Annotated in this window: 24 protein-coding genes and 1 tRNA gene; 10 read left to right on the plus strand and 15 right to left on the minus strand. The window is 68.5% G+C overall.

Annotated features, from left to right (window positions below):
• Nucleotides 1-651: 651 nt before the first annotated feature.
• From K8P10_RS10070 to K8P10_RS10080, 3 genes are all read right to left on the minus strand, one after another.
• Nucleotides 652-724, minus strand: a tRNA-Arg gene (locus tag K8P10_RS10070).
• Between the two features lie 15 nt (nucleotides 725-739).
• Complete coding sequence (locus K8P10_RS10075; RefSeq protein WP_224778795.1) at nucleotides 740-1,618, minus strand: tyrosine-type recombinase/integrase; 879 nt, start codon at nucleotides 1,616-1,618, stop codon at nucleotides 740-742.
• 68 nt (nucleotides 1,619-1,686) lie between these two features.
• Nucleotides 1,687-1,950 carry a hypothetical protein gene (locus K8P10_RS10080; RefSeq protein ID WP_224778796.1) on the minus strand — a complete coding sequence of 88 codons (264 nt, stop codon included), beginning with the start codon at nucleotides 1,948-1,950 and terminating at the stop codon, nucleotides 1,687-1,689.
• 226 nt (nucleotides 1,951-2,176) lie between these two features.
• Between K8P10_RS10080 and K8P10_RS10085 the strand changes: the two genes are divergently transcribed.
• From K8P10_RS10085 to K8P10_RS10100, 4 genes are all read left to right on the plus strand, one after another.
• Entirely contained in the window at nucleotides 2,177-3,010 is an 834-nt protein-coding gene (locus tag K8P10_RS10085) for an alpha/beta fold hydrolase (RefSeq protein ID WP_224778797.1), read from the plus strand.
• A gap of 189 nt (nucleotides 3,011-3,199) precedes the next feature.
• The gene (locus K8P10_RS10090) at nucleotides 3,200-4,699 is read left to right on the plus strand and encodes a sodium:alanine symporter family protein (RefSeq protein WP_224778798.1); all 1,500 of its coding nucleotides are present in this window, start codon (nucleotides 3,200-3,202) and stop codon (nucleotides 4,697-4,699) included.
• 45 nt (nucleotides 4,700-4,744) lie between these two features.
• The gene (alr, locus tag K8P10_RS10095) at nucleotides 4,745-5,890 is read left to right on the plus strand and encodes an alanine racemase (protein ID WP_224778799.1); all 1,146 of its coding nucleotides are present in this window, start codon (nucleotides 4,745-4,747) and stop codon (nucleotides 5,888-5,890) included.
• A gap of 9 nt (nucleotides 5,891-5,899) precedes the next feature.
• Complete coding sequence (locus K8P10_RS10100; protein ID WP_224778800.1) at nucleotides 5,900-7,117, plus strand: MFS transporter; 1,218 nt, start codon at nucleotides 5,900-5,902, stop codon at nucleotides 7,115-7,117.
• 7 nt (nucleotides 7,118-7,124) lie between these two features.
• Here K8P10_RS10100 and def read toward each other — a convergent pair whose 3' ends face one another.
• Nucleotides 7,125-7,688 (minus strand): peptide deformylase, encoded by a 564-nt coding sequence (gene def / locus K8P10_RS10105; RefSeq protein ID WP_224778801.1) that lies wholly within the window; start codon nucleotides 7,686-7,688, stop codon nucleotides 7,125-7,127.
• A gap of 146 nt (nucleotides 7,689-7,834) precedes the next feature.
• Here def and K8P10_RS10110 point away from each other — a divergent pair, with 146 nt between their 5' ends.
• The 5 genes from K8P10_RS10110 (at nucleotide 7,835) to orn (ending at nucleotide 13,731) form a co-directional block, all read left to right on the plus strand.
• Nucleotides 7,835-9,478 carry an ABC transporter substrate-binding protein gene (locus tag K8P10_RS10110; RefSeq protein ID WP_224778802.1) on the plus strand — a complete coding sequence of 548 codons (1,644 nt, stop codon included), beginning with the start codon at nucleotides 7,835-7,837 and terminating at the stop codon, nucleotides 9,476-9,478.
• A gap of 13 nt (nucleotides 9,479-9,491) precedes the next feature.
• Entirely contained in the window at nucleotides 9,492-10,463 is a 972-nt protein-coding gene (locus K8P10_RS10115; protein ID WP_224778803.1) for an ABC transporter permease, read from the plus strand.
• Nucleotides 10,456-11,304 carry an ABC transporter permease gene (locus K8P10_RS10120; RefSeq protein WP_224778804.1) on the plus strand — a complete coding sequence of 283 codons (849 nt, stop codon included), beginning with the start codon at nucleotides 10,456-10,458 and terminating at the stop codon, nucleotides 11,302-11,304. Before K8P10_RS10115 ends, K8P10_RS10120 begins: the two co-directional genes overlap by 8 nt.
• The gene (locus tag K8P10_RS10125) at nucleotides 11,301-12,833 is read left to right on the plus strand and encodes an ATP-binding cassette domain-containing protein (RefSeq protein WP_224778805.1); all 1,533 of its coding nucleotides are present in this window, start codon (nucleotides 11,301-11,303) and stop codon (nucleotides 12,831-12,833) included. Before K8P10_RS10120 ends, K8P10_RS10125 begins: the two co-directional genes overlap by 4 nt.
• Nucleotides 12,834-13,080: 247 nt before the next feature.
• A complete protein-coding gene (orn, locus tag K8P10_RS10130) occupies nucleotides 13,081-13,731 on the plus strand; it encodes an oligoribonuclease (RefSeq protein WP_224778806.1) in 651 nt (216 codons plus the stop codon).
• On the opposite strand, the gene K8P10_RS10135 is transcribed toward orn, so the two are convergent.
• From K8P10_RS10135 to K8P10_RS10185, 11 genes are all read right to left on the minus strand, one after another.
• The gene (locus K8P10_RS10135) at nucleotides 13,697-14,200 is read right to left on the minus strand and encodes a Na+/H+ antiporter subunit E (RefSeq protein WP_224778807.1); all 504 of its coding nucleotides are present in this window, start codon (nucleotides 14,198-14,200) and stop codon (nucleotides 13,697-13,699) included. The genes orn and K8P10_RS10135 overlap by 35 nt on opposite strands.
• Nucleotides 14,197-16,014: a complex I subunit 5 family protein gene (locus K8P10_RS10140; protein WP_224778808.1), complete on the minus strand. Its 1,818-nt coding sequence runs from the start codon at nucleotides 16,012-16,014 to the stop codon at nucleotides 14,197-14,199. The genes K8P10_RS10135 and K8P10_RS10140 overlap by 4 nt, the downstream gene beginning before the upstream one ends.
• Nucleotides 16,011-17,534: a complex I subunit 5 family protein gene (locus K8P10_RS10145; protein WP_224778809.1), complete on the minus strand. Its 1,524-nt coding sequence runs from the start codon at nucleotides 17,532-17,534 to the stop codon at nucleotides 16,011-16,013. Before K8P10_RS10145 ends, K8P10_RS10140 begins: the two co-directional genes overlap by 4 nt.
• Complete coding sequence (locus K8P10_RS10150; RefSeq protein WP_224778810.1) at nucleotides 17,531-19,009, minus strand: complex I subunit 5 family protein; 1,479 nt, start codon at nucleotides 19,007-19,009, stop codon at nucleotides 17,531-17,533. The genes K8P10_RS10145 and K8P10_RS10150 overlap by 4 nt, the downstream gene beginning before the upstream one ends.
• Nucleotides 19,006-19,323: an NADH-quinone oxidoreductase subunit K gene (locus tag K8P10_RS10155; RefSeq protein ID WP_224778811.1), complete on the minus strand. Its 318-nt coding sequence runs from the start codon at nucleotides 19,321-19,323 to the stop codon at nucleotides 19,006-19,008. Before K8P10_RS10155 ends, K8P10_RS10150 begins: the two co-directional genes overlap by 4 nt.
• Nucleotides 19,320-20,243: a hydrogenase subunit MbhD domain-containing protein gene (locus K8P10_RS10160; protein WP_224778812.1), complete on the minus strand. Its 924-nt coding sequence runs from the start codon at nucleotides 20,241-20,243 to the stop codon at nucleotides 19,320-19,322. The genes K8P10_RS10155 and K8P10_RS10160 overlap by 4 nt, the downstream gene beginning before the upstream one ends.
• On the minus strand, nucleotides 20,243-20,569 hold the full coding sequence (locus tag K8P10_RS10165) for a monovalent cation/H(+) antiporter subunit G (protein WP_224778813.1): 327 nt from the start codon (nucleotides 20,567-20,569) through the stop codon (nucleotides 20,243-20,245). Before K8P10_RS10165 ends, K8P10_RS10160 begins: the two co-directional genes overlap by 1 nt.
• A complete protein-coding gene (locus K8P10_RS10170) occupies nucleotides 20,566-20,805 on the minus strand; it encodes a monovalent cation/H+ antiporter complex subunit F (RefSeq protein ID WP_224778814.1) in 240 nt (79 codons plus the stop codon). The genes K8P10_RS10165 and K8P10_RS10170 overlap by 4 nt, the downstream gene beginning before the upstream one ends.
• Before the next feature lie 98 nt (nucleotides 20,806-20,903).
• Entirely contained in the window at nucleotides 20,904-22,346 is a 1,443-nt protein-coding gene (locus K8P10_RS10175; protein ID WP_224778815.1) for an amidohydrolase family protein, read from the minus strand.
• Nucleotides 22,343-23,614 (minus strand): MFS transporter, encoded by a 1,272-nt coding sequence (locus K8P10_RS10180; protein ID WP_224778816.1) that lies wholly within the window; start codon nucleotides 23,612-23,614, stop codon nucleotides 22,343-22,345. The genes K8P10_RS10175 and K8P10_RS10180 overlap by 4 nt, the downstream gene beginning before the upstream one ends.
• Before the next feature lie 108 nt (nucleotides 23,615-23,722).
• Nucleotides 23,723-24,508 (minus strand): FadR/GntR family transcriptional regulator, encoded by a 786-nt coding sequence (locus K8P10_RS10185; RefSeq protein WP_224778817.1) that lies wholly within the window; start codon nucleotides 24,506-24,508, stop codon nucleotides 23,723-23,725.
• 157 nt (nucleotides 24,509-24,665) lie between these two features.
• Here K8P10_RS10185 and K8P10_RS10190 point away from each other — a divergent pair, with 157 nt between their 5' ends.
• Nucleotides 24,666-25,523, plus strand: a complete 858-nt coding sequence (locus tag K8P10_RS10190) for a UbiA family prenyltransferase (protein WP_224778818.1) — start codon at nucleotides 24,666-24,668, stop codon at nucleotides 25,521-25,523.
• The last annotated feature ends 25 nt before the right edge of the window (nucleotides 25,524-25,548 follow it).

The raw sequence follows: 25,548 nt of genomic DNA on the forward strand, positions 1-25,548 counted from the left end.
GAAACTATGTTCGACAAGAATGCTACAGCGGAAACTTGCGAGTCAAGTATGCCCTGCGCCTCCCGAGACGGATCCGGGACCCACTCCCGCATCATTCAGGATTCGATGCACCTGCGCGCGACTCAGCCCTACGGCGTCCGCGATGTGGGTGACTTTCATGTGATCACTGTAGGCCGCCACGATCGCCGCGCTCCGTGCCTCGATCGCGTCAGCCAATCGGGTAGCAGCCTTTGCGAGCGCGCGCTCGTGGTCGATCACTTTCGACCCCGAACGGCCAGGATGAGCGCCCCGACTGCCACGACGAGCGCGACAACCGAGAGAACGAGTGTTGCGGTCTCCATCTTGATTCCCCCTATCTGAGGTTATAATGAGGGAGGGCGGCCCCGAGATAGTTGGTGTATCTCGGGGCCTTCTCTGTCAGTCGCGGCGCCTGTTGCGCTTGGCGGTCTGCCAGAGGATAACCGCGGTGATCAAGTTGACCGCCGCGGTCAGGAGTCCGATGATCTCCATCGGTTCCCCCCTCCTGTCGGTGGGGCTTTCCCTCCGACAGTTACAGTGTCGCACGATGCGACAGTAAAGTGCAAAGCAATGCGACACTTTGAGCCACTCGAACTAAGCGAAAGCCCCCACGGTGTGACCGTGGGGGCGCTGCGCCCCCGACAGGATTCGAACCTGTGACCTGCGGATTAGAAAGCCGATGCTCTATCCTCTGAGCTACGGGGGCAACCAGACTAGGGTACTACGCCGCGCGCCTCCGTGCCGCCTCTCCCCTGGGGGTCCGTTCGGGGACAGAGATCACCGGCAGCATGTCTTGATAGCGCTCGATCTGCTGCTGAGGGACCGCGATGTATCGGCTCGCACTCTGTAGGTCGGAATGCCGGAGACCCGCAGCGACCACAGTCGTCGGAGCCCCGGCGAGATCGAGGTTGGTCGCGTACCACGCGCGGAGGTTGTGGGGACGGTGTCCGGTGATGCCGGCCCGCTTGAACGCTTTCGACAGGACCGTCGATACGTTCTTGCCGGTGATGTGCTCGTCGGAGTTCGAAGGTGAGGGGAACCACCATGCATCGCGGGGGTAGCGCTGCGCCTGCTCCCAGATCAACGGGTGCATCGGACGCCACACCTCTTTGCCACCCTTTGCCTCACGTGAGAGGATCCGGCGGTTGGTCCAATCGATACTCATCGAGCCGTGCACCGCGGCGATCTCGGATGCTCGGAAGCCTTGGTAGGCGTAGAGGAGGACGTACATACGCGTCTTTGCGTAGATGCCGGAGTTGATGACAATCTCGAGGTCATCGGTCTCGATCGGGTTCGCTTCTTTCTTGTGGACGATGGTTCGGGGCAGCCTGACGGCTGGGTTGTCGAGTCGGAACCCCTCCTCTTGTACCCATGACCAGAAGCCATGGAACAGGCTCTTGTAACGGGCTCGTGTGGCCGGGGCGAGGCCCTCGCGGCCGAGATCTCCGATGAGGTCGTGGCGGGTCATGGAGAGGATGCTCTTGCCGGTGCGGCGGAGTGTGGCGCGGAGGCTGATGAGGTGCTCGCGGGTGGTGCGTGTTCGGTAGCCCGAGGCGGTGGCGGTGGTCGCCCAGTAGGCGAGGATGGCGTCGTCGTCCATGTCGTCTCCGTTCGTCGTGGCTCTGCCGTCAGCAGCGTGAACGTCGGACACTAGCGAAAGATGAAAGTTCATGTTTCTGGATAGACTTGAGAGCTTAACGCCGGCGCGAATAGGGCGGACAGGAGTCCGCGATCGAGTCGTCCGTTACGTCGGACGACTGCGGGGAGTTGATGCGGATCCGGGTAGTGGATGGTCAACTCATCGACCTCGCGAGCGAGGGTTGTGAGGAGCAGCTGTAGCCGTACGCGGTCGCGCGCGCCGCGAGCGATCCTGAGTTCGGCCGCGAGGGCGGCCACGAGGTCGAAATCATCGACGATGTTCCGGGTGTTCACGAGCACGCCTCGATTGCCTGCCCTGAGAACAGATCGACCACGGAGGCAGCCCGCCCCGAATCTGCGGCAATATAATCCGACGGTCGCAGGTTCGAATCCTGCCGGGGGCACTCGAACTGCCGTGCTGTGTTCCCCGAGAGCGCAACCCCTGACGCGAGATCCGCTCCTTCCCTAGGGTGGAGTATGGGCGTCAACGGAACGCCCCTCGCGACTCAGGGAGGTCTTCATGACGCAGGAACACCACGGAGTACTCGATAACGCCCCCGTCCACGTCGACGACAGCGGCGGCACCGGAAGGCCCGTCGTCCTCATCCACGGGTGGCCGCTCTCCGGCGAGTCCTGGAGCGAGCAGGTGGACGCGCTCGCTTCCGAGGGCTACCGGGTCATCACCTACGATCGCCGCGGGTTCGGCCGAAGCGAGAAGCCGGAGGCCGGCTACGAGTACGACACCCTCGCCGATGACCTCGCCGGCGTGCTCGAGGCGCGCGACCTCACCGACGTCACACTCGTGGGCTTCTCGATGGGCGGCGGAGAGGTGGCACGGTACCTCACCCGCCACGGCAAGGATCGGATCCGGAGCGTCGTGTTCGCCGCCGCGGTCCCCCCGTACCTCGCTCAGACCGAGGACAATCCCGACGGACCGCTCGATGCGGACTCCGCGAAGAGTATGCGACAGGGTCTTGAGGACGACCGCGACGGCTTCCTCGACCAGTTCATCACCGACTTCTTCTCGGTGGACGGCGACCTCAAGGTGAGCGAGGAGCAGCGGCAGGCCGCGCTGCGACTCGCACACCAGTCGGACCAGCGCGCGGCGCTCCTGTGCATGGACGCCTTCGCCGGCACCGACTTCCGCGATGACCTGCCGAACGTGACGGTGCCGACGCTCGTGCTGCACGGCAACTCGGACGCGACGGTTCCGCTCGAGGGCTCGGGTCAGCGGACGCACGAGGCGATCTCGGGAAGCGTGCTGCACGTCATCGAGGGCGGCCCACACGGCATCAACACGAGCCACGCGACCGAGTTCAATCGCGCGCTGCTCGATTTCCTCGACGCCAACTGACGAATAGCCCCGCGTTCCTGACACAACGCGCGCCACTGGCCCCGCCGAACAGACATTTGTTCGGCGGGGCCAGCACTGTCGCGGCCGGTTCGGTTCCTCCCCTATACTCGACACTCAGGTTGCTCTCAGACTCACAAGGCTGAGGGCACCGTTCACGCAACGCCGCGACATCGAAAGTGGGAACCGTCCGTGACTGACACTCTCCAGTCCATCCTCGACGCCATCAGCGGAGTGGTGTGGGGGCCCTTCGTCCTCATCCCCCTGCTGTTTCTGACCGGGCTCTACCTCACCGTGCGACTGGGGGGCATCCAGTTCCTGCGACTCGGATCCGCGCTCGCGCTCGGCATCTTCCGACGCCGGGACCCGGGCGCCTCCGGTGACATCTCGCAGTTCCAGGCACTGACCACTGCGCTCGCCGCCACCGTCGGCACGGGCAACATCGTCGGCGTGGCCACCGCGATCGGCATCGGCGGTCCCGGTGCACTGTTCTGGATGTGGGTGACCGGCCTACTGGGCATGGCGTCCAAGTACACGGAGGCATTCCTCGGCGTGCGCTACCGCCAGGTCGATGCCAAGGGCGAACGCAACGGCGGCCCGCAGTACTACCTCGAGAAGGGGATCCGCGGTCCGCTCGGCAAGCTCCTCGCCTGGTCGTTCACGATCTTCGCGATCCTCGCATGCTTCGGCATCGGCAACATGACGCAGAGCAACTCGATCTCCGCGAACATGGAGAACAGCTTCTCGGTGCCCACCTGGGTGACCGGCCTCGTCCTGACCGTGCTCGCCCTCGTCGTGCTGGTCGGCGGCATCAAGTCGATCGGCAAGGTCACGTCCGCGTTCGTGCCGATCATGATCATCTTCTACGTCGTCGCCGCCCTCTACATCCTCGGCGTCAACATCGGCGAGGTCCCCGCCGCGATCGCCATGGTCTTCCAGGATGCCTTCACCGGGACCGCTGCGGCCGGTGGCTTCACCGGCTCGGTGATCATCATGGCGATCCAGTTCGGCTTCGCCCGCGGTATCTTCTCGAACGAATCGGGCATGGGATCTGCGGCGATCGCCGCGGCAGCCGCGCAGACGACGCACCCGGTGCGCCAGGGCCTCGTCTCCATGACGCAGACGTTCATCGACACCATCATCGTCGTCTCGATGACCGGACTCGTGATCGTCACGACCGGGGCATACACGTTCACCGACCCGGAGACCGGGGAGCAGATGTCTGCCGCACTCATGACCGGTGAGGCGTTCTCGCGGGGTCTGCCTGGCGAGTGGGGCCACTGGGTCGTCACACTGGGGCTCGCCATGTTCGCGTTCTCCACGATCCTCGGCTGGTCGTACTACGGCGAGCGCAACATCGAGAAGGTTTTCGGCCGAAAGGTCGTGATGCCGTTCCGGATCCTGTTCTCGCTCGTGGTCTTCATCGGTGCGACGACCGAGCTGACCGTCGTCTGGTCCTTCTCCGACGTGATGAACGGCCTGATGGCGATCCCGAACCTCATCGGGCTCCTCATCCTCTCAGGACTCGTGGCTCGAGAGACGCGCGCGTACCTGAAGTTCGACCCCAAGCTGAAGGCGTCGCGCGAGGAGATCGAGGTCGCACTCGCCGACGAACCGGGATACCAGGAGTGGCGCGCAACCGAAGCGACGCTCGACGCCAGTGCGGAGCGTGCGCGGGCCGACCGTCCATAGAATAGTTCGGCACCCCTCTGTTGAACGCGAAGGAGCCCGGCCCGCATGAGTGAGCACCCAGTGACACCCAGCGGACCGGGCTCCGCGCCGTTCCGTGAGGCCACCATCGATGTCGCAGCCATCGCGTGGAACACGCGGGTGTTCGCCGAGCTGACCGGGGTTCCCGTGATCGCGGTGGTGAAGGCCGACGGGTACGGACACGGCGCCGTCCTCGCCGCCCGCGGCGCGCTCGCGGGCGGCGCATCGCACCTCGGGGTCGCCGACCTCGAGGAGGCGGTGGAGCTGCGCGAGGCGGGCATCGACGCCCCGATCATCGCGTGGTTGCACGCCCCGGGAGAGACCTTCGCGCGTGCGCGCGAGCGACACATTGAGGTCGGTCTGTCGTCACCGGAGCAGCTCGAAGCCGCCGCGAACGGCGGGGCCGCGTCGGCTCCCCTCCGTGTGCACCTCAAAATCGACACCGGTCTCTCGCGCAACGGCGTGCCCGAGTCGAACTGGGAGCGCGTCTGCTCCCGCGCCGCCGCGCTCGAGCGGGCGGGCGGCATCGAGGTCGTCGGCGTGTTCAGCCACCTCTCCAACACCTCCCTCGACGACGATCGCGCCGCAATCCGGCGTTTCACGCGTGCGGTCGAGGTCGCGACGGCAGCGGGGCTCCGACCCCGGATCCGCCATATCGCCGCATCGCAGGCCGCGCTTGAGCTCCCCGAGTCTCGATTCGACGCGGTCAGGATCGGGCTCGGCCTCTACGGCTTCAGCCCGCTCCCCGACCGCGACGGTGCGGCGCTCGGACTCACGGCAGCGATGACGCTGCGCGGCAGCATCGCCTCGGTGAAGCGCGTCGGGCCCGGCACTGGCGTCTCCTACGACTACCTGTTCCGCACCGAGCGCGACACGACGCTCGCGCTCGTCCCGCTCGGGTACGCCGACGGGGTTCCCCGCCAGGCGACCGGAAACGCATCGGTGCTCATCAACGGGTACCCGCATCTTGTCGCCGGACGGATCGCGATGGATCAGTTCGTCGTCGACGTCGGAGAGACCCCCGTCTCGGTCGGCGACGAGGTCGTCCTCTTCGGCGAGCCGCGGACCGGCGCACCGTCTGCCGAGGACTGGGCGGACGCCGCGGATACGATCCAGCGCCACGTGCTCACCGGCATCGGACGGCGCATCCCCCGGGTGGCCGCACCGGAGTAGGATCGATGGGTGCCGCGATCCCCCTCTTCTCCGACCGAGCGCGCACGGCTCCCCTTCGAGGTCTGGGCGCTCGTCGCCGGTGGCTTCTCGGTGGCACTCGGCTACGGCGTCGTGGCCCCGGCGATCCCGCAGTACGCGCAGGCATTCGGCGTCTCGAACTTCGCGGCATCGGCCATCGTCAGTGCGTTCGCCCTCATGCGCCTCGTGTCGGCGCCGCTCGCGGGCTGGGTGCTCGGTCGCATGGGCGAGCGGCGCACCTACTCGACCGGCATCCTCATCGTGGCGCTGTCGACGGGCGCGTGCGCTCTCGCGGTGAACTATCCGCAGCTGCTGATCCTTCGAGGCGTCGGCGGGATCGGGTCCATCATGTTCACGGTGGCCGCTACCGCCCTCCTCATCAAGGTGAGCCCCGTCAGGGCGCGCGGCCGGGTCGCGAGCCTCAACGCCGCGGGATTCCTGCTCGGCAGCCTGATCGGGCCCGTCTTCGGAGCGGTCGTCGCGAGCTTCGGCCTCCGCGCTCCGTTCGTCTTCTACTTCTGCACGCTCATCGTCGCGGCGCTCGTCGTGTGGATCGCGCTCCGCCGCTCGACGTACGTCGGCGTCGGCGGGACCGCGGACGACCGCGAGGTGCTCACGCTGCCCGCCGCACTCGCGGTGCCGCAGTACCGGGTGCTGCTCGGCTCCGTCTTCGCCTTCGGCTGGACCTCGTTCGGAGTGCGCATCTCGATCGTGCCGCTCTTCGTCGCCGCTGCGTTCCAGGGCGACGCCGCAATGGCCGCGTGGGTGCTCGCGGCGTACGCGGCCGGCAACGCCGTGCTCATCTTTCCGTCCGGCCGCTGGAACGACACCGTCGGCCGCAAGCCGCTGCTCATCACGGGCATGGCGGTATGCGGTATCGCCTACGCCCTGTTCCCGGCGTCACCGTCGATCGCAGTGGCAGCCGCCGTCATGTTCCTCGCCGGTGCGGGCTCAGCGCTCGCGAACCCGGGGCAGCAGGCGGTCCTCGCCGACGTCGTGGGGATGCGCCGCGGCGGCTCAGCGGTCGCCGGCTACTCGATGCTTTCCGACTTGGGCGGCGTCATCGGCCCGATGGTCGCCGGCGCCGTCGTCGACATCGCGGGCTTCGGGTGGGCGTTCTCAATCAGCGCGGCGCTCCTCTTCGCGGCCGCTGTGGCATGGTCCTGCGTCGGCGACTCGCGCCGCATGCAGCGCGAGTCCGACGCGTAGACGGGCTTCAGCCCTCGAGATCGTCGACTCCCGGCATCCAGGTGAGCCCCGGCTTGCCCCATCCGTTCTTGCGCTCGGCCTTCTGCGCGGCGCGACTCTCCGGGTGGACGAGACGGTCGACGTACAGCAACCCCTCGAGGTGGTCGTACTCGTGCTGGAGGATCCGGGCGAACCAACCGCTCGCCTCGATCTCGAACGGCTCCCCCTGCGCATCCTGCGCGCGGAGCAGCGCACGCTCCGACCGGCGCAGCGCGAACCGCTCGCCCGGGAACGAAAGGCACCCCTCGACGTCCTCCTCGCCAGGGAGTCCCGGCTCGGGCGGACTGATCCAGAGTTCCGGGTTCACGGCGACGCCCCTGGCCGGGCCCTCGTCCTGGTCCTCGTAGATCCAAACGAACACCCGCTTGCCGACGCCGACCTGCGGTGCGGCGAGCCCGACCCCCGGTGCCGCGACGGTGGTCTCGAACATGTCGGCGACGAGCTGCTGGAGGTCGTCGCCGAAGTCGGTCACGGGTGCGGCGGGGCGGTGCAGTACGGGTTCGCCGCAGATGGTGATGGGAAGCACGGGCATGCCTGCCAGCCTATTCCACTCGCGGGGGCGGCCGTGCTCCCCGGGAACACCCGTTGTGTGGGATGATGGTCAACGCCATGTTCTTGCACCGGGTCCATGAATGGACGGAGCAGGAGCCCTCTCACCGGAGCACAGGAGCCCGCCGAATGTCACGTCGTACCCGTCTGTCCGCTCGCGCTACCCGCGTGGGCATTGCATCGCTCGCCGGAGTCGCGCTCGTCGCGCCGCTCGCCGCGTGCTCGACCGGCGGCGACGGACCGCGCGACACCCTCGTCTACGCGTCGGGCGACGCCGAGCCCACCTGCCTCGATCCGCACGTCGGCGGCAACTACCCGCAGGCCCTCCTCGCGACCCAGGTGCTCGAATCGATGGTCTCGCGGAACGACGACGGCGAGATCGTGCCCTGGCTCGCGACCGACTGGAAGGTCAGCGACGAGGGCATGACCTGGGACTTCACCCTCGACGCCGATGCGCAGTTCACCGACGGCACCCCCGTCGACGCCGCCGCCATCAAGGCGAACATCGAGCACCTGCAGGATCCGGAGACCGGATCCTCGACCGGCTACCTCGCCGTCCAGCAGATCGAAGAGGTCGAGGTCGTCGACGCGACCCACGCGCGCTTCCACATGGTGCGCCCCGATGCGGCCCTGCTCGAATCGCTCGCGCAGGTCTGGGTCGCGATCCAGTCCCCCGCAGGCATCGAGCGCGGGAGCGATGAGAACTGCCTCGCACCCATCGGCAGCGGCCCCTACGTGGTCGACGAGTGGGTCAAGCAGGACCGCATCGAGCTGAGCCGCAACCCCGACTACGCGACGCCCCCCGGCGACGAGGCGCTGCCGCCGGAGAACGCCGTCTCGACGCTCACGTGGAGGTTCATCCCCGACTCGACGGCGCGCTACTCGGCGCTCGAGAGCGGCCAGGTCGACATCATCGACAACCCGCTGCCCGATCAGATCACCGCCGCCGAGGCGTCGGAGGATCTCGAGCACCTCGACGCTCCGCGCCCCGGTGCGAGCAACCGGATCGAATTGAACTCGGGCCAGACGCCGTTCGACGATATCCGCGTGCGCGAGGCGTTCATCTCGGCAGTCGATGTCGACTCGGCGGTCTCGTCGCTCTTCGAGGACACCGCCGAGCGCTCGACCTCGGCGATGTCGAGCGCCGAGCCGCTCGTGCAGCAGTCGCCGGACAGCTACGTCTTCGACCAGGATCGCGCGAACGACCTCCTCGACGAGGCCGGATGGAGCGAGCGCGACGCCGACGGCTTCCGGGTCAAGGACGGCGAGCGTCTCACCCTGCGGTTCCCCGTCAGCACCAACCAGTCCGTGCCGGCCGAGCAGGCACTGTTCGAGCAGATCCAGGCGAACGCCGCGGAGGTCGGATTCGACGTGCAGATCAGCCTGCTCGACCTGTCGAGCTGGTACGAGGCCCTCGCGACTCATGAGTACGAGCTCGTCAGCGCCCCCTACACGAAGATCGGCCCGGACGTGCTGCGCTTCCTGTACCACACCGACGCGATCGAGCCAGCGCCGAGCGGCTACTTCGCGAACGCGGCGCAGATCAGCGACCCCGAGCTCGACGACCTGCTCGAGTCGGTCGGCTCCGAGATGGATCCTGACGCCCGCGCCGCCGCGGCGACGGCCGCCCAGGAGCGAATCGCCGAACTCCAGGTGATCCTGCCGCTCTACGATCAGCAGAACCACTTCCTGTACCGCAGCGATCTCGAGGGCTTCCGCGCCCTCCCGACGGTGAGCACACCGTGGCTCGCCGACGTGGTCGCCGGCGCCTGAGCGCGCCTCGCGCATGACGACGAACGGCAGGCGACGACTGCTCCGCGCGCTCGCGCGCCTCGGGGGCAGCGTCGTCGTGCTGTTCGTCGTCGCGACCCTGGCGTTCGTCGCCCTCCAGTTCATTCCAGGCGACCCTGCCGAGGCTGCCCTCGGTGGACCCGGGAGCCAGGCGAGCGCCGAAGCGCTCGAAGCGGCGCGCGCCGAGTTCGGGCTCGACAGGCCCGTACCCGTCCAGTACCTCGACTTCCTCTCCCGGCTCGTGGTCTTCGACTTCGGCACCTCGTACGCTCAGAGCCTCCCGGTGACGCGCGTGATCGGGGCGGCGGCCGGGCCGACGCTCGTGCTCGCGGGCACGGCGCTCCTGCTCGCCTGGGTGCTGGCGCTCGTCAGCGTCATCATCGCGAGCGGACGGTCGCGTGTCGCCCGAGCAGTCGCGGGGACACTCGACCTGATCTCCGCGGCGATGCCGAACTTCTGGCTCGCGAGCCTCATGGTCCTCCTCTTCGCGAGCGTCCTCGGTTGGCTGCCGCCCGTCAGCACCGGAAGGGTCGACGGGATCATCCTCCCGGCACTCTCGCTCGCGATTCCGACAGCGGGCTTCCTCGCCCAGGTGTGCCGCACGGGCGCCGACGATGCGCTGCGGGCGCCGTTCGTCGAGAGCGCTCGCGCGCGCGGCGAGACCGAGCTCGGCGTGCGGATGCGCCACGTCCTCAGGCACGCGGCCGTTCCCGGGCTGAACCTCACCGGATGGGCCCTCGGGTCGCTCCTGAGCGGCGCAGCGGTCATCGAGGTCATCTTCGCCAGGCCAGGGCTCGGGCGCACGCTCGTCACGGCTGTCCTCTCGCGCGACGTGCCAGTGGTGCTCGGGGTCGTCCTCTTCGCCGCTCTCGCATACGTGCTCGTGACGCTCATCACCGATCTGGTGATCGCGCGCGTCGACCCGCGCACCGAGGCGCGGCTCGAGGCTGTGGTGTCGCATGTCTAGTGCGCTGCTGCGCGCACCCGGCAGACGCGCGCGCTTCACCCCCGTCGAGGTGGGGTCAGGTCTCGTGGCGGCGATCCTCATCGTCTGCGCCCTCGCGCCAGGGCTCATCGCCCCGCACCCGCCGCTCGCCGTCGCCCCGACCGAGTCGTTCCAGGCGCCCAGCCTCGCCCACCTGTTCGGCACCGACGACTCGGGTCGAGACATCCTGAGCCGCGTGGTCTTCGGCGCGAGGGAGTCGCTGACCATCGGCGTGGTCGCCACCCTCACCGGCCTCGTCTGCGGGGTCGCGCTCGGTGCCATCGCCGGCGGGTCGCGGAGCCGCTGGGCGAGTCCCATCCGCTTCATCGCCGACCGCCTCATCGAGGCGCTGTTCGCCTTCCCTGGCCTCCTACTCGCCCTCCTCGTGATCGCGGTGCGCGGGCCCGGCCTCGCCTCCATCGTCATCGCCGTCACCATCTCGACCGCTCCCGGCTACGCGCGAATGGTCAGGGGCGGGGTGCGGCGCGCGCTCACCTCGGGAGCCGTCGAGGCGGCCAGCCTGCAGGGCGACCGGGGTCCGCGGATCTGGGGCACGCTCGTCCTGCCCGAAGCGCTCCGGCCCGTGCTCGTTCTCGCGACCCTCGGCGTCGGGCACGCCGTGATCCTCGCCGCAGCGCTCGGGTTCCTGGGGCTCGGAGCTCCCCCACCGGCACCCGAGTGGGGCGCCATGCTGAACGCCGGGCGCCCCTACCTCACGCAGGCCTGGTGGATGACGGTGTTCCCCGGGTCGATGATCCTGCTCGTCGGCCTGAGCACGACGGTCATCGGCCGCGCGCTCGAACGACGGGGGCGGTTCGCATGATCGCGGCGCGCATCACCGACCTCACGGTACGATTCCCCGCCACCGGACACGTCGCCGTCGATGGCGTCTCGCTCGTCGTCGAGTCCGGCACCTGCGTCGCGCTCGTCGGCGAGTCAGGATCGGGCAAGACACTCACCGCCAAAGCACTGCTCGGCCTGCTGCCGCGCACGGCGCTCGCCGACTCAACGGCCCACGAAATCTCCGGTCGAACGGCTCCCGCTCAGGGGTCGCGCGGCTGGAACGCCGTGCGCGGCGCCGAGGCCGGTCTTGTGCCGCAGGACGCGCTCGGCGGACTGGATCCACTGCGACACGTCGAGCACGAGGTGGGCGACGCGCTCCGCCTCCACGGCGTCGCGTCGTCCGCGGAACGCCGGCCGCGCGTGCTCGCAGCGCTCGGGGCGGCGGGCATGCCGGAACCCGAGTCTCAGCTCCGCGTGCGCAGCGACGAGCTCTCCGGAGGACTTAGGCAGCGCGCACTCGTCGCTTCGGCGCTGATCACCGATCCCGAACTCATCGTCGCCGACGAACCCACGACGGCCCTCGATGCCGCGCACCGCGGCCGCGTGCTCCACGAGCTCCGATCGCGGGCGGATGCGGGCGCCGGCGTCGTCCTCATTACGCACGATCTCACCAGCGTCACCGACATCGCCGATGTCGTGCACGTGATGCGGGGCGGACGCATCGTCGAGTCGGGCGACCCGTCCACCGTGCTCAGGGAACCGCGCCACCCGTTCACCCGCGAGCTCATCGCCGCCTCCCCGCGCGGGGTACCCCGCGGGGTGCGCCTCGCAACGGAGTCCCGCCAGGCGTCGGCCGGCGTCGGAGACCAGGGCCACGAGCTCCTGCGGCTCGCCGACGTCGCAGTCGCCTACCCGGTCCGCGGAACCGCGCAGCGCCGCCCCGTGCTCACTGGCGCCTCGCTCACGGTCCGCTCACGCGAGACGGTCGGTCTCGTCGGCGAGTCCGGATCGGGCAAGACCACGCTGCTGCGCGCCGCGTTGGGGCTCCTCGCCCCGGATTCCGGTTCCGTGCTCGTCGGCGGCATCGACCGCCGCACCGCCGGCCCAACTGAGCGGCGGGCGATGCGCCGACGCGTGGCGTTCGTGCCGCAGGATCCCCTCGACTCGTTCCCCTCAGGCGCGCGCGGTGAAGCGATCCTGATCGACGCGCTGCGCGCAGCCGGTGCGCCACGCGCGGCCCGCCGAAACCGCGCCACCGCCCTCGCCCAGGAGGTCGGCCTCGACGCCTCCCTCCTCGCGAAACCGGCGTCCGAACTCTCGGGAGGGCAGCGGCAGCGCCTCGCGATCGCCCGCGCGCTCGCACGAGACCCCGAGGTGCTGCTGCTCGACGAACCCGTCTCGGCCCTCGATGTCACAGTGCAGGCGCGAGTACTCGACCTGCTCGACGACCTGCAGACGACGCGCGGTACGGGGCACCTGTTCGTCTCACACGACCCCGACGTCATCGCCCACGTGAGCGACCGGATCCTCCGCCTCGAGGCCGGGCGGGTGCACTCGCACTCCGAGTAGTCGCGCACCCCTCTCACCTCTCACCTCTCCCCGCTCCCCGCTCCCCGCTCCCGAGAGTGCATTTTGTGCGCTTTCACGCCCCAGGAAGCCGCACAAAGTGCAACCTCGACGCGAGTGGTGCGGGTGGTGCGGGTGGTGCGGGTGGTGCGGGTGGTGGGGGTGGTGCGGGCGAGGGGCTCACCGGGGCGAGGCCCGTAGACTGGGCTGGTGCCGCACCGGCACGCGCCGCCGAGCCCGAGGAGTCCCCGTGTCGAACGCCCCCGCAGAGCAGATCGTCTGGATCGACTGCGAGATGACCGGACTCGACCCCGACCTCGACGGCCTCTGCGAGATCGCCGTCATCGTGACCGACTTCGACCTGCAGCCCCTCCACGAGGGGTTCGAGATCGTCATCAATCCCGGGCCCGAGGCGCTCGCGCACATGGGTGATTTCGTACGGCAGATGCACACCAAGTCGGGGCTGCTCGAGCGAATCGAGAACGGGGCGACCCTCGAGGAGGCGGAACAGCGGGTCATCACTTACCTCGACGGGCTCGTCACCCCGGGTCGACGCCCCCTCGTCGCCGGCAACACCATCGGTATGGATCGCCGGTTCATGGCGAAGTACTTCCCGACGCTCGAGGAGCGTCTGCACTATCGCAGCATCGACGTCTCCACGATCAAGGAGCTGTCACGGCGCTGGTTCCCCGCCGCGTTCTTCGGCTCACCCGAGAAGCGGGGCGATCACCGCGCGCTCACCGACATCGCCGAGTCCATTCGCGAACTCGACTACTTCCGTCGCGCCGTGCTCGTCGCCGGATCGGGGCCGGACAAGGCGGCATCTGAGACGCTCGCCTCCGAGTCTGAGGAGCGCTACGCCTCGCTCATTCGCGAGTCGCCCGAGGCTCCTCGCCCATAACTCGCGCCACCCGGGCTTCGAGGGTCCGCAGCGCCTCGGTCACTTCGAGGTCCGAGCCGATGACGTGCACCTCCACTTCGGCATCCTCCCGCGAGGCCGAGAGCGTGCCGGGGATCAGGTTCATGAGGAGGGTGAGTGCGGTCCTCCCCCGTTCCGACGTGAGACGCAGCGCGTAGGTCGTCCAGTAGGGGTCGACCCGCGGCCGGGGGAAGCGGAGCGCGCGAAGAGCGACATCCGCTCCGCCGGCCACCGACCTGACCAGGATCCACCCGACGAGGACCGCCAGCGCGTGAGCGCGCCCAAACGCGGACCCGCCCAGCCGCTCGGGTCTGCCGGTGAGCAGATAGCTCACCGAGACGACTGCCGGCACCGCGACGGCTCCGTAGGCGAGCATGGTGGGGTCTCCCTCGATGAGCGCCACCCAGACGAGCGCGGCGAGAACGGTGCGGCTCAGGAACGAAGCGATCATGCGGACCCCCCTGAGATCGCGAGCCAGATGACGATCGCGGTGAGCGTCAGGAGCAGTGCGGCCCCGGACATCGCCCAGGTGCCGAGGCGGAGCTGAGCGCGCTCCACGAACGGCAGCGGGCTCGGGACCCGCAGGGCCGCCGCGCGGACCGCCCGCCCGCCCCGGTCGGCGGTGCGCACCGCCGCCCCGAGACGGAGACCCGCGGCGCGTACGAGCCGCTCCTCGATGGCGAGCACATCACCTGGCGGAACGATGTCGCCTCGCGGGTGAAGGATACGACTCCGGCGACCGCGCACCGTCTCGGCGAGTCGGCCGACAATCAATGCGGCCGCCAAGCCCAGCAGGAGGGGCCAGCTCTGATCCCACCACGACGACGCACTGAACCACTCGGGCACCGACAGCGGAGGCGACCACCCGTCGGCGAGGCGAGACACCGGCCAGACGGCCGCGACGGCGAGCGCCACCCACGCGAGCCCGCGGAGAACGGGGGTCGCCTGGCGTTGACGTTCCCGACGTCGGAGCACCCACGCGAACCTGGCGATGAGCAGCGTCGAGCCGACTCCGATCCACGGGAGCACGTCGGCGACCGGTAGGCCGGCGGCCCACGAGATGCCGGCGTCGCCCACCGCCTCCTTCGCCCCGTACTTCGCGAAGTAGCCGCTCGTGAGCGGCATGCCGATGAGCGACAGCGCCGCCACCGTCAGCGCGGCGGAAACGAACCAGCACGGCCAGCGCTCCAACTCCCACACCTGCACGCCCAGGAAGAGCGCGGCCTTCGCGCACCCGTGGTGCACCGCGTAGACGACGGCCGCCGCAACGCAGGCCTCTGCCAGCTCCGGCACGAGCAACGCGACTCCGATGAGTGCGGCGAGTGCCCCCATCTGGCTGATGCTGCTGTAGGCGAGGATCACCTTCGGGTGATCCTGCAGCACGCCGACCGGAACGGCGGCGAACCCACCGATGAGGGCGAGAGCAAGCAGGATCGCGCCCCACACCGGTTCTCCCTCTCCCTCGCCGAGCGGGAGGAAGCGGATCCACCCGACGAGTCCCGCCTTCAGCATGACGCCGGAGAGGACTGCGCTCGCGGGAGTCGGCGCCGCAGGGTGGGCGAGCGGCAACCACACGTGCAGCGGAACGGTGCCCGCTTTGACCCCGAAGCCGGCGATGAGGAGTCCGATGATGAGGTCTCGCTCGGGTGCGCCAGCCACCGCGGCACCGGCGTCGGCGAGCATCACGCCGCCGGCGCGCACCGTCAGCAGCACCGCCGCAAGCACCGCGCCCTCCCCGAGCACCGTCATCACCAGGTAGATCCGCCCGGCGCGCAGCGCCGAGGCAGACCGGCCGTGGATGACGAGCGCAGCACCCGCGAAGCTCATCACCGTGAAACACAGGTAGAACGTCACGGTGTCAGCCGCGAGGAAGACCCCGAGGTTCGCGGCGAAGCACAAGAGCATGAGGGAGGTGAGCAGTGCTGGCCTGCCGTCTGGGCCGTGCGGGACGAACGCGAGTGCGAGGCCGTAGACGACGGCGGCGAGCGCCGCGAGCGGGCGACCGATCTCGTCGAGCTGCAGTGTCGTGCCGAACAGCATCCACGGGATCGATCGTTCGCCCGTGTCACCGAGAACTGCCAGCGCTCCAGCGGGAACCGCGGCGACCCAGGACCAGCGGGTGAGGCCGTCTCTGATCTTCCGACCGCTGCCCCCGGCGGCGGCGCCCGTCACGGCGACGACCGCGGCGAGGATGAGCGGCATGCCGAAAGCCAAGCCCCACAGGGCGTCGCTGACGGCCGCGAGCGATGCGGTTCCCGGCGTCATCGGTAACTCCCCTCGGCGATGAACTCGGCGAGACTCCACGGTGAGTACCCCCAGCCGGCGGCGACGCCGACCACCACGGAGAGCGCGGCGGTCGTGACCGCCGGCCAGAGCAGCGCGTGCGGGGCTTCGAACCGTCGGGTACCCGAGCGACGGCCCGACCAGTCGGCACCGGGATCGGGATCGGTGAACCAGAGGGCGTAGACCACGGGCAGGAAGTAGGCGGCGTTCAGCAGCGTGCTGACGACGAGCACGCCGACCACCCAGGGCGCCTCGGCATCGAGCCCTCCGAGCGCGAGCGGCCACTTCGAGACGAACCCGGCGAGCGGCGGCAGACCGATCATGCCGAAGGCTCCGATCGTGAAGGCGAGAGAGGTGAGCGGCATGCGGCGCCCGGCCCCGCGCAGCCCGCTCACCTTCGAGACACCGATGACCTCGGCGAAAAGTCCTGCGCAGAAGAACAGCGTGATCTTCATGAGCCCTTGATGGACGATGTGGACGAGGGCGCCCGACGTCGCGAGCGGGGCGATGAGTGCGGCGCCGAGCGCGACGTAGGACAACTGCGAGACGGTGGAGTACGCGAGTCGGCGCTTGAGGTCGTCCTGCATGAGCGCGCGCACTGACCCGTAGATGATCGTGAAGCCGGCGAACGCCGCGAGCACCGAGAGGAGACCGAGTCGGTCGGCGGCCTCGAGGCCGAAGAGGTCGTGCACGACCCGCACGATCCCGAACGCGCCGGCCTTCACGACTGCCACTGCGTGCAGCAGCGCGCTCACCGGTGCCGGGGCGACCATGGCCACCGGCAGCCAGCCGTGGAGCGGGAAGATCGCGGCCTTGACGCCCATGCCGACGAGCAGCAGTCCACCGATCGCCGTCATCGCGACGGGGTGCTCGTCGATCGCCGCCGCGACCTCTGGCGCCCCGCCAGAGACAAACTCGACGGGCCCGGCGATAACGGTGAGCCACACCACGCCGATGAGCACGAGTGCTCCACCGCCGAGCGTGTAGATCAGGTAGGTGCGCGCACCGTTCAACGCTTCCTTCGTGCCGCGGTGCGCGACGAGCGGGTAGGTGACGAGCGTCAGCAGCTCGAAGAAGAGCAGGAAGGTCAGCAGGTTGCCCGCGAGCGCGATGCCGGTGGTCGCGGTCACGCAGAGGCTGAAGAACCCGAAGAATCTGGACTGGTTCGGCGACCCGCCGAGGTACCCGATCGCGTAGATTGTCGTCACCAGCCACAGCGCCGCCGAAAGGCCGACGAAGAACAGTGAGAACGCGTCGGTCGTGAGCACGATGTCGATGCCTGGCGCCCACTCCATGGAAGCCCTGAGCTTCTCCCCTGCGACGACCGGCGGGATCAGCACCACGACGAACGCCACCTTCGAGAGCGCACCGAAGAGGTTCAGGGCGGTGCGCAGGCGGGTCCGATCCTCGCGGAGGAAGAAGATGATCGCGCCGGGCAGGAGCGAGGTGAGGAGCATCAGCAGCGGCACGATGCTGTAGTCGACGGCGGCCTCGGGATTCACGCGCCACCTCCGATCAGGGTGTATTCGCCGATCAGCGCGATGAGCCCGCTCGAGAACACGCCGAGCACAACTGAGGCGATCGCCAGCACGAGGGGCACTGCGGCCAGCGCGACGGGAGTGCGGTGCTGCGGCGCCGGAGCCTCCTCGCCAGGAGCGTTGAACGTGGCGCGGATCATCGCGGCCGTGTACCCGAAGGCCAGAAGGCCCCCGAGTGCAAGCACGGCCGCCCACCACCACGCTTCGGCCTCGATGGCGGAGACGAGGAGCTGCCACTTCGCGACGAACCCGAAGGTGGGAGGCAGACCCGCGAGGCTCACCCCGGCAACGGCGAGCGCGGCAACGGTTCCCGGCATGCGCGAGACGGCGCCGCGCAGACCGTCGAGGCGATCCGAACCGTAGGCGAGCGCCAGATTGCCGGCGGCGAGGAACATCGCCGCCTTGGCGAGGCCGTGGGCGAGCACCAGAGTGACGCCGCCGACCCATCCTGGCCCGGCGCCGTCTCCCAGGCCCGATCCGTCGCCCGCGAGATCGAGCACCATCGCGAAGTACCCGACCTGGGCGACCGTCGAGTACGCGATGATGCGCTTCAACCGCCGTGCGCGAAGCGCCATGACGCTCCCCCAGATCACCGCTGCGGCACCCGCCGCCCCTGCGGCGATGCCGAGGACGGCGACCGCCGCGCTGTCGTCCTTGACCGCGAACCACACCCGCCACAGCACGAAGACCGCCGCCTTGATGACGAGCGCCGAGAGTGCTGCGCTGACGGCCGCGGGCGCTGCCGGGTGCGCGACGGGCAGCCAGGAGTGGAGCGGGAACAGCGCCATCTTCGCCCCCATGCCGACGACTGTCAGCGCGAGCACCGTGACGAGCACGATACCGCCCGGCATCGAGTCTGCTGCGAGCAGGAGGTCGAGCACGCCCGTCTCCGCGTAGACGAGCGCGACGGCGAGGAGGAACAGGAGCGAGCCCACCACCCCCACGAAGAGGTAGCGCAGTGCCGCGGCGGCGGAACCTCGCCCGCCGAGCCCGACGAGTGAAACCGCGGCGAGGGTCACGAGTTCGAGCATGACGAACATGTTGAAGAGGTCGCCCGAGACGAACACGCCGTTGAGCCCGGCCCAGAGCCCGAGCCACAGCGGCCAGAACCGCGGACCCCCGCTCATCGCGTCGCTCGCGACGGCCACCGTCGAGACGGCGAGTCCGATCACCGCCGTCAGCAGCAGGAAGACGAGGCTCACGCCGTCCGCCCGCAGCGTGATGCCGAGCGGTGCGTCCCACCCGCCGAGTGCGAGTTCGGCGGCGGCTCCGTCACCGCTCGCTGCGAGGGCGATCGCGAGCAGCACGGCCATCGCAGACGTCGCGACCGCGAACGCACCGCCGGTCCACCGCCGCACGGCCGCGGGCACGAGCGCGACGATCGCCGCTCCGGCAAGCGGCAGGAGCACGAGCGCCGGGAGCACGCCGCCCGGGGTCATGACGGTTCCCCCTGCTCGACGTCGTCGTCGGGAGCGTCCAGCTCGTCGGTCTCGGACTCGACCCGCCGCGCGAAGGCCAGAGCGACGCCGCTCGTCGCCGCCATGATCACGATCCCGGTGAGGACGAGCGCCTGGGGCACCGGATCGGGTGCGGAGCTGCGCGCCGCGATGGCGAGCAGCACCATCATGACGCCGCCCGACGCAATGTTCAGCGCCACGATGCGTCGCAGGAGGTCACGCACGAGGAGGTGCGCGACCAGCCCGATGGCGAGCACCACGGGACCGGCGATCAGGGCGAGTTCTGCGAGCGTCATCGCGCCTCCGATCCCGCGCGACGATTCGCGAGGAAGATCCGAGCGAGACCGACGCCGATGCTGAGCGCGAGCACCGTCTCGAGCGTCAGGATCAGGGTCGATGCTCCCGCCTCCGGCAGCACGAGCCAGCCCTCGCCCCACAGCGCTGTCGCCACCGACAGGGTGACGAAGCTCAGCGTGCCGAGGGCGACGAGCCACTCGCCGGCCGCACCGCGCGTGGAGGTGCCGCGCGCACCGGTCAGGTACGCGATGAGCAGCCCGGCCGCCACCATGGCGCCCGACTGGAACGCACCGCCAGGGCGAGTGGTTCCGGCGACGAGGAACCAGCCGGCCAGCAGGAGGGTGACCGGAACGAGCAGGGCACCCACGCGGCCGAGATCGGCGTGCGCCTCCAGACGTCTCGCCCACTTCCCATCGCTCGCGGCGGTGGCGGCGAACGCGGCGACCATGACGACTGCAATCTCGAGCAGGGTGTCGAAGCTGCGGAAGTTCAGGAGCACCGCGGTGACCGGGTGCTCGGCTCCGCTCCGGGACAGCTCGGCGTCGACCGCCGCCGGCAGCGTGCCCGTCGGAGATCCGAGTCGCGTCGTCACGGCGAGCAGGCCCGCCGTCAGCACCGCCGCCGCGGCAACGCCGAACCCGCCGACCAGCCACCGGTGCCGCGGCGCACCGTCGACGGACGCCTGGGCGCGGTCCGAGAGCGCATCCACCAGCAGGGCGCCGGTGATCCCGCCGCCGAGCACCGCCTCGGCCACCGCGATATCCGGCGCGCCGAGACGCGCCCAGAGCACCGCGAGCAGCACGCCGAATATCAGGAACACCGCGACGGTGGCCTGTCTGCCGCGCAGCATCACCGCGATCGCCGCCGTCACCACGACCACCCCGAGCAGCACGACGTCGAAGACCGCGAGCACATCCATCAGGAGCCGCCCTCGCTGCCGTCATCCTCGAGCTGGTCGGTGTGGCGCTGGTCGGTGCCGCGCCGCGCGAGCAGGTGCCCGTTCACGGCCGTGCCGACCAGCGCGAGGAGCCAGATGAGGGCGAGCTTCAGCGCTGTGCCCCACGCCCACTCCGTCGACAGCACCTGCACGATCAGTGCGAGGGCGATGAGCCCGAGCCCGAGGTTGTCGGCCTTCGCGACGGCGTGCAGCCGGGTCGGCAGGTCGGGAAACCTGAGCAGTCCGAGCGTGCCAGCGACCATGAAGCCCATGCCGACCACCAGCAGCACGATGACGACGACGCTCATCGGCGCTCCCGCTGCGTCCAGACCAGAGCGACGACGGCGGCGAGTCCGACGACGGCGATCGCCGCGTCCCGGAACGCGGGGGTGTCGGTGAGCGCGGCGATCACGATGAGGAGCGCCGCTCCGGTCGTGCCGAGCAACACGAAGGCCGTGAGTCGGTCACGCGCGGTGGGGCCGCGAGCGGCGCGCCAGACACCGGCGACGATGCACCCGAGCAGCACGACGGCGGTCACCGCCATCACCGTCTCCACCGCGTCGATCCGCGTCCTCCTCCGGGCGCTGTACTCCGACTCCGTTCGACGTCCATCCTAGCGGGAGGCCGCTGACGGGTGCTGCATCAGGAGGGGTAGGTGAATTCCCCGTAACTCATCGGAACATGAGCGTCGATTGTCCGATGAGCCCAGTCACGCTCGGACCATCCCGCCCACACTCGTTCAGAAATCTCCTGGAGCTCTCGCAGATCAGCCGCTTCGTCGAGTCCGACGACCTTCCCGTCTGCGAGTGAGAACGTACCGTCGACCATCACGGCCGCGATATCTTCGTGCTCGGCATAGTAGACGATTGTGCGGATGGGGTCCCGCAGCGGAGTCACATAGGCCGACTGCGTCTTCCAGAAGACGAGATCTGCCTTCGCGCCGGCCTCAATCCGTCCCAGATCGCTCCGTCCCAGGATTTCGGCGGCCCGCAGTGTTGCTGAGTCGAAGACGTCACGTGCCCGTGCGGCGTCAGCTCGGTGTTCGAATACCTTGGTGATGATCGAGGCCCATCGCAACGACCACAGCATCGACTGAGTCGTCGTATCCGTCCCGAAGCACACTGAGACGCCGGCCTCGCGGTAACGCTCGTACGACTCCATGATGATGCCGTTCCTTGCAAACACCCAAGGGTTGTACACGACAGAGGTACCCGAACGCGCGAGCAGACCCAGATCATCTCCGTGGAAGTTCGTCCAACTCGTTCCGGTCAGGAACAAGCCATGTCCGATGAGGGTCCGATCCCCGAGGAACCCGATGTCGTCAAGCCACTCGATGGGAGTGCGGCCGTGGCGTCTCGTCATCTCGTGGAACTCCGAGTAGGACTGTGCCGCGTGGATTTGCATGAGCAATCCGTGCTCATCGGAAGCCTCGCGTGTACGACGGAGCAGGCTTTCAGAGCAGGTGTCCACTTGTGAAGGGTTCAGGAATCCTGTCACCAGCTCGTTACCGGAGCGATTCCGGTGACGCAGCGCGAAGGACAACGCGCGTTCGAAGGCTGCGTGTCCATCGTCCTCACGCCACCGGTACTCGACATTCTTCCCATCATCGGTAAACCACTCGCCAGACCGGTACGACTCTGCAATGTAGGCGCGCAGCCCCACTGACGCGCACAGGTCCGCGATCGCTTCGCTTTCGACCCCCATCTGCATGACCGTGGTCGTTCCTGTACGCAGATGCTCGGCGATCGAAACCCGCGCACAGGTCCGCGCATCCTCGGGCGTGAGAGCCTGCGACCTGGGCGGGAGGATCTCGATGAGATTGGTCCCCCAGAATTGCCGCTTCTCGATGTCCTCCGCGATACCTTTATCGACCGGCGACTCCTGCATATGCGCGTGCAAGGAGATGAAACCGGGCGCGATGATGGATTCCGTGTGCTTGGTGCGGTCGACTTCGACGGCTCCCGGTGCGCCGACGTGGACGATCCGGTCGCCATCGACGACCACCGCCCCGTCTCTGAGGATCCGGTGCTCACCGTCCTGATAGGCGATGATCCAGGGGGCTGTGTACTCGATTGCAGTAGTCATACGGCCTCGCGCTCCTTGACGATTCGATGAGTGAGAACTGCGCCGATCATGACCATCACGGCGAGCCCCACGAGGATCAAGACCGGACCGATGACGGCGCCTGCCGTCACGGCCAGGATCGCGGCGCCGACCGAGGGGAGCACGCCTCCGAACAGGATTGAGGCCAGCTGATAGGCTAGAGAGATCCCCGTATACCGGGTTTCAGGTGCGAAGGCTCGTCCGAGGAACCCGGGAATACAGACCCACGCGCCGGCACCCACCGTCTGAGTGACCACGAGCATCACACTGATGAGCACGTAGTTCCCGCTCCCGATGACGAGGAAGTGCGGTGCAGCGAACACGATCACGAGCACGGCCGACACGAGAAGGACACGACGCTCTCCGATCCGATCGGCCAGGGTCGCGACGATCGGGAAGGTCACGAAGCTACTTGCGGCGGCAATGATCTGGCCAATCAACAGCGGCGAGCTCTCGAGCCCCTGCCCCTGGGTCGCATATGACAGAAAGAGCGTCCCGGTCACGTAGAACCCTCCGATGCCGTGCGCCACCAGGAGCACACCCGCGAGGACCGATCGATACTCCTTACGGAACACCTCGACGACGGGAAGCTTCTTCCTCTCCTGCTCGCTCACCGCCCGTTGGAAGACTGGAGATTCCTCGAGTCGTGCGCGAAGAATCAACCCGACGATGACGAGGATGCCCGCGAACCAGAACGGGACACGCCACGCCCACTCCTCGAGAATCTCTTGACCGCCCAGTCCGGCAAGAGCGAACATGCCGGACGACATCACCGTTCCCGCCGGAGAACCGAGCTGGGTGAAGGCTCCGAAGAAGTTCACTCTTCCCTCAGGTGCGCTCTCGGTGGAGATCAGGGCGGCACCGCCCCATTCGCCTCCGATCGCGAAGCCTTGAATCAACCGCAGGACGACGAGGATCGCCGGGGCCCACAGGCCGATGGAGTCGAACGAAGGGACGAAACCGATCAGAAAGGTCGCGGCCCCCATCATCATCAGGGAAATGATGAGTGCCCGCTTGCGCCCGTGACGATCCCCGATATGACCGATCACCACTGCCCCGAGGGGGCGAGCCAGGAACCCCACGCCGAACACAGCGAAGGCGGCCAGCGTTCCGATGAATGGATTCTCGTTCTCGGGAAAGAACACCGTGCCGAAGACCAGCGCTGAGGCGGTTGCATAGATATAGAAGTCGTAGAACTCCAGAGAGGTGCCGACGAAGGCCCCAGCCGCGGCCTTTCGGGCGCGTCTCATGTCTCTGGGCGCTGGTGGTGGTGTCGATACGGATGGCACGATTCCTCGATTCCTCGTCGAATTCGCACCACGCTAACACGAGTCCTCACATGTGAGGAAGCATTATCCTCATATTTGAGGATTATTGAGGTCTGCGACGAGCTCGTCGAACTCCTCTTCGTTCAATCGAGAGAGCCATCGAATCATCGTGTCGAAGTGTGCGGCTGTGAGCCGTCGGCTCTGTTCCCGATCTCCGGCGATGACCGCTCGAGCGATAGCCGCGTGTTCCTCGCTGGATTTTTCGCGCTCTCCGAGCCGATGCGCGGCCGCGCGCGTCAGGGGCTCGAGCCGTGTGACATCGGGATAGAGCGCTTCCGCGATCACCGAGTATGGCGCACTGTGGGCCGCCCTGCAGAGGGCCACATGGAACTCGATCGCATCCCGCGAGAAGTCCCCACCGCTCAGCGTGTGCTCATCGTAGAGCTCAAGACTCCGCAGGAGTGCGAGATGATCCGCACGGTCCGAACGGTCGCACGCGAGATCCACAGCCTCGATTTCAATCGCCCGCCGCAGGGCGAGCAGATCGATCAGCTCCGACCGGTCGGCTTCGCCGAACATCCCGTCGAGCAGCGCATTCCGACGACGGTGGTCCGTCGCCCGTTCGAATTCCCGTCGTGCCCAGTCGGAGAGGACCCTGCCACTCCGCCCCTCACCGACTGTGACTCCGATGGTGTCGAGGCGAAGGAACATACGTGACACTGTTGCTTGACTCATGCTCGCTCCCGCCTCGCGGAGCGAGCGATGCGCCCGAGCAGCGCCGACCGGCCCATCGGCACGGAGCAGGACACCCGCGAGTGCGCGCTCCGAAGCGCTCAGATCGTCCCACACGGCCCCGTTGCTCGTATCTCTCGTCACGGACCCAGCTTCTCACGCCCGCGGGCGTCTTCCTCTCCACGACCGCCGAGATGTGGCGATCTCCCCCTCTCGCGACTCGGCGACGCAACCTCTGACCGCGGGCGCCCTGCACTAGCCTGAAGGCTCAGCGATCCCCGACATGATGGAGCGAGGTGACGTGACCAGACGTTCGCGAACCACCGTGATCGGCGCGCTCTGGCGCTCCACGCATCCCGGTCCCACGCTGGTCGTAACAGCGCTGGCGGCGCTCCTCGGCGCGGCCGCTGCGCTCCCCGTCGAGCGGGTCGCGATCCTCGCCTGTGCGGTATTCCTCGGGCAGGTATCCGTGGGCCTCTCGAACGATGCGATCGACGTGCGCCGGGACCGAGCAAGCGGTCGCGCAGACAAACCGCTGGTGCACGACACCGCACTCCTCCGGCTCGCCTGGCTCGGAGCCGTCATCGCGGTGGCGGGTGCGCTCGCGCTGTCACTCCCGCTGGGTGGCTGGATGGCCGTGGTGCACGCGGTGACTCTCACGTCGGCGTGGTCGTACAACGCGGGTCTCAAGGGGTCTCCGGTGTCGGTGGTCCCCTTCGTCGTGAGTTTCGGGCTGTTCCCCTCGCTCGTCACGCTCTCCGCGGATCATCCGGCGTTCGCACCTCCGTGGGCGACGTTCGCCGGCGCGGCGTTCGGTGTCGCGGTGCACTTCACGAACGTCGTCCCTGACCTTGCAGACGACGCTCGTACCGGGATCCGCGGTCTCCCGCACCGGCTCGGCGCGCGCGCAGCGCTGATCAGCGCCTTCGCAACGGTTGCGGTCGCCGCTGTCGCGGTGCTCTGGGGCAGCGCCCTCGATGCCGGAAGCGCTCCCTCCCCGTGGGCCGTAAGCCTCACCCTCGTCATCATCGGGCTGAGCGCGTGGGGCGCGGCGAATGCCGCACGGGGCATACAGACCCGCGTCTCATTCCGACTCGTGATGGCGGCGGCGATCCTGCTCGCCGTGCAGCTCGCGCTCACCGGATTAGGCACGCGCTGAACGTCGGCAGCGACCTCGATCGAGA

This window comes from Leucobacter sp. Psy1 (genome assembly GCF_020096995.1).
In the GTDB taxonomy this organism is placed as follows: domain Bacteria; phylum Actinomycetota; class Actinomycetes; order Actinomycetales; family Microbacteriaceae; genus Leucobacter.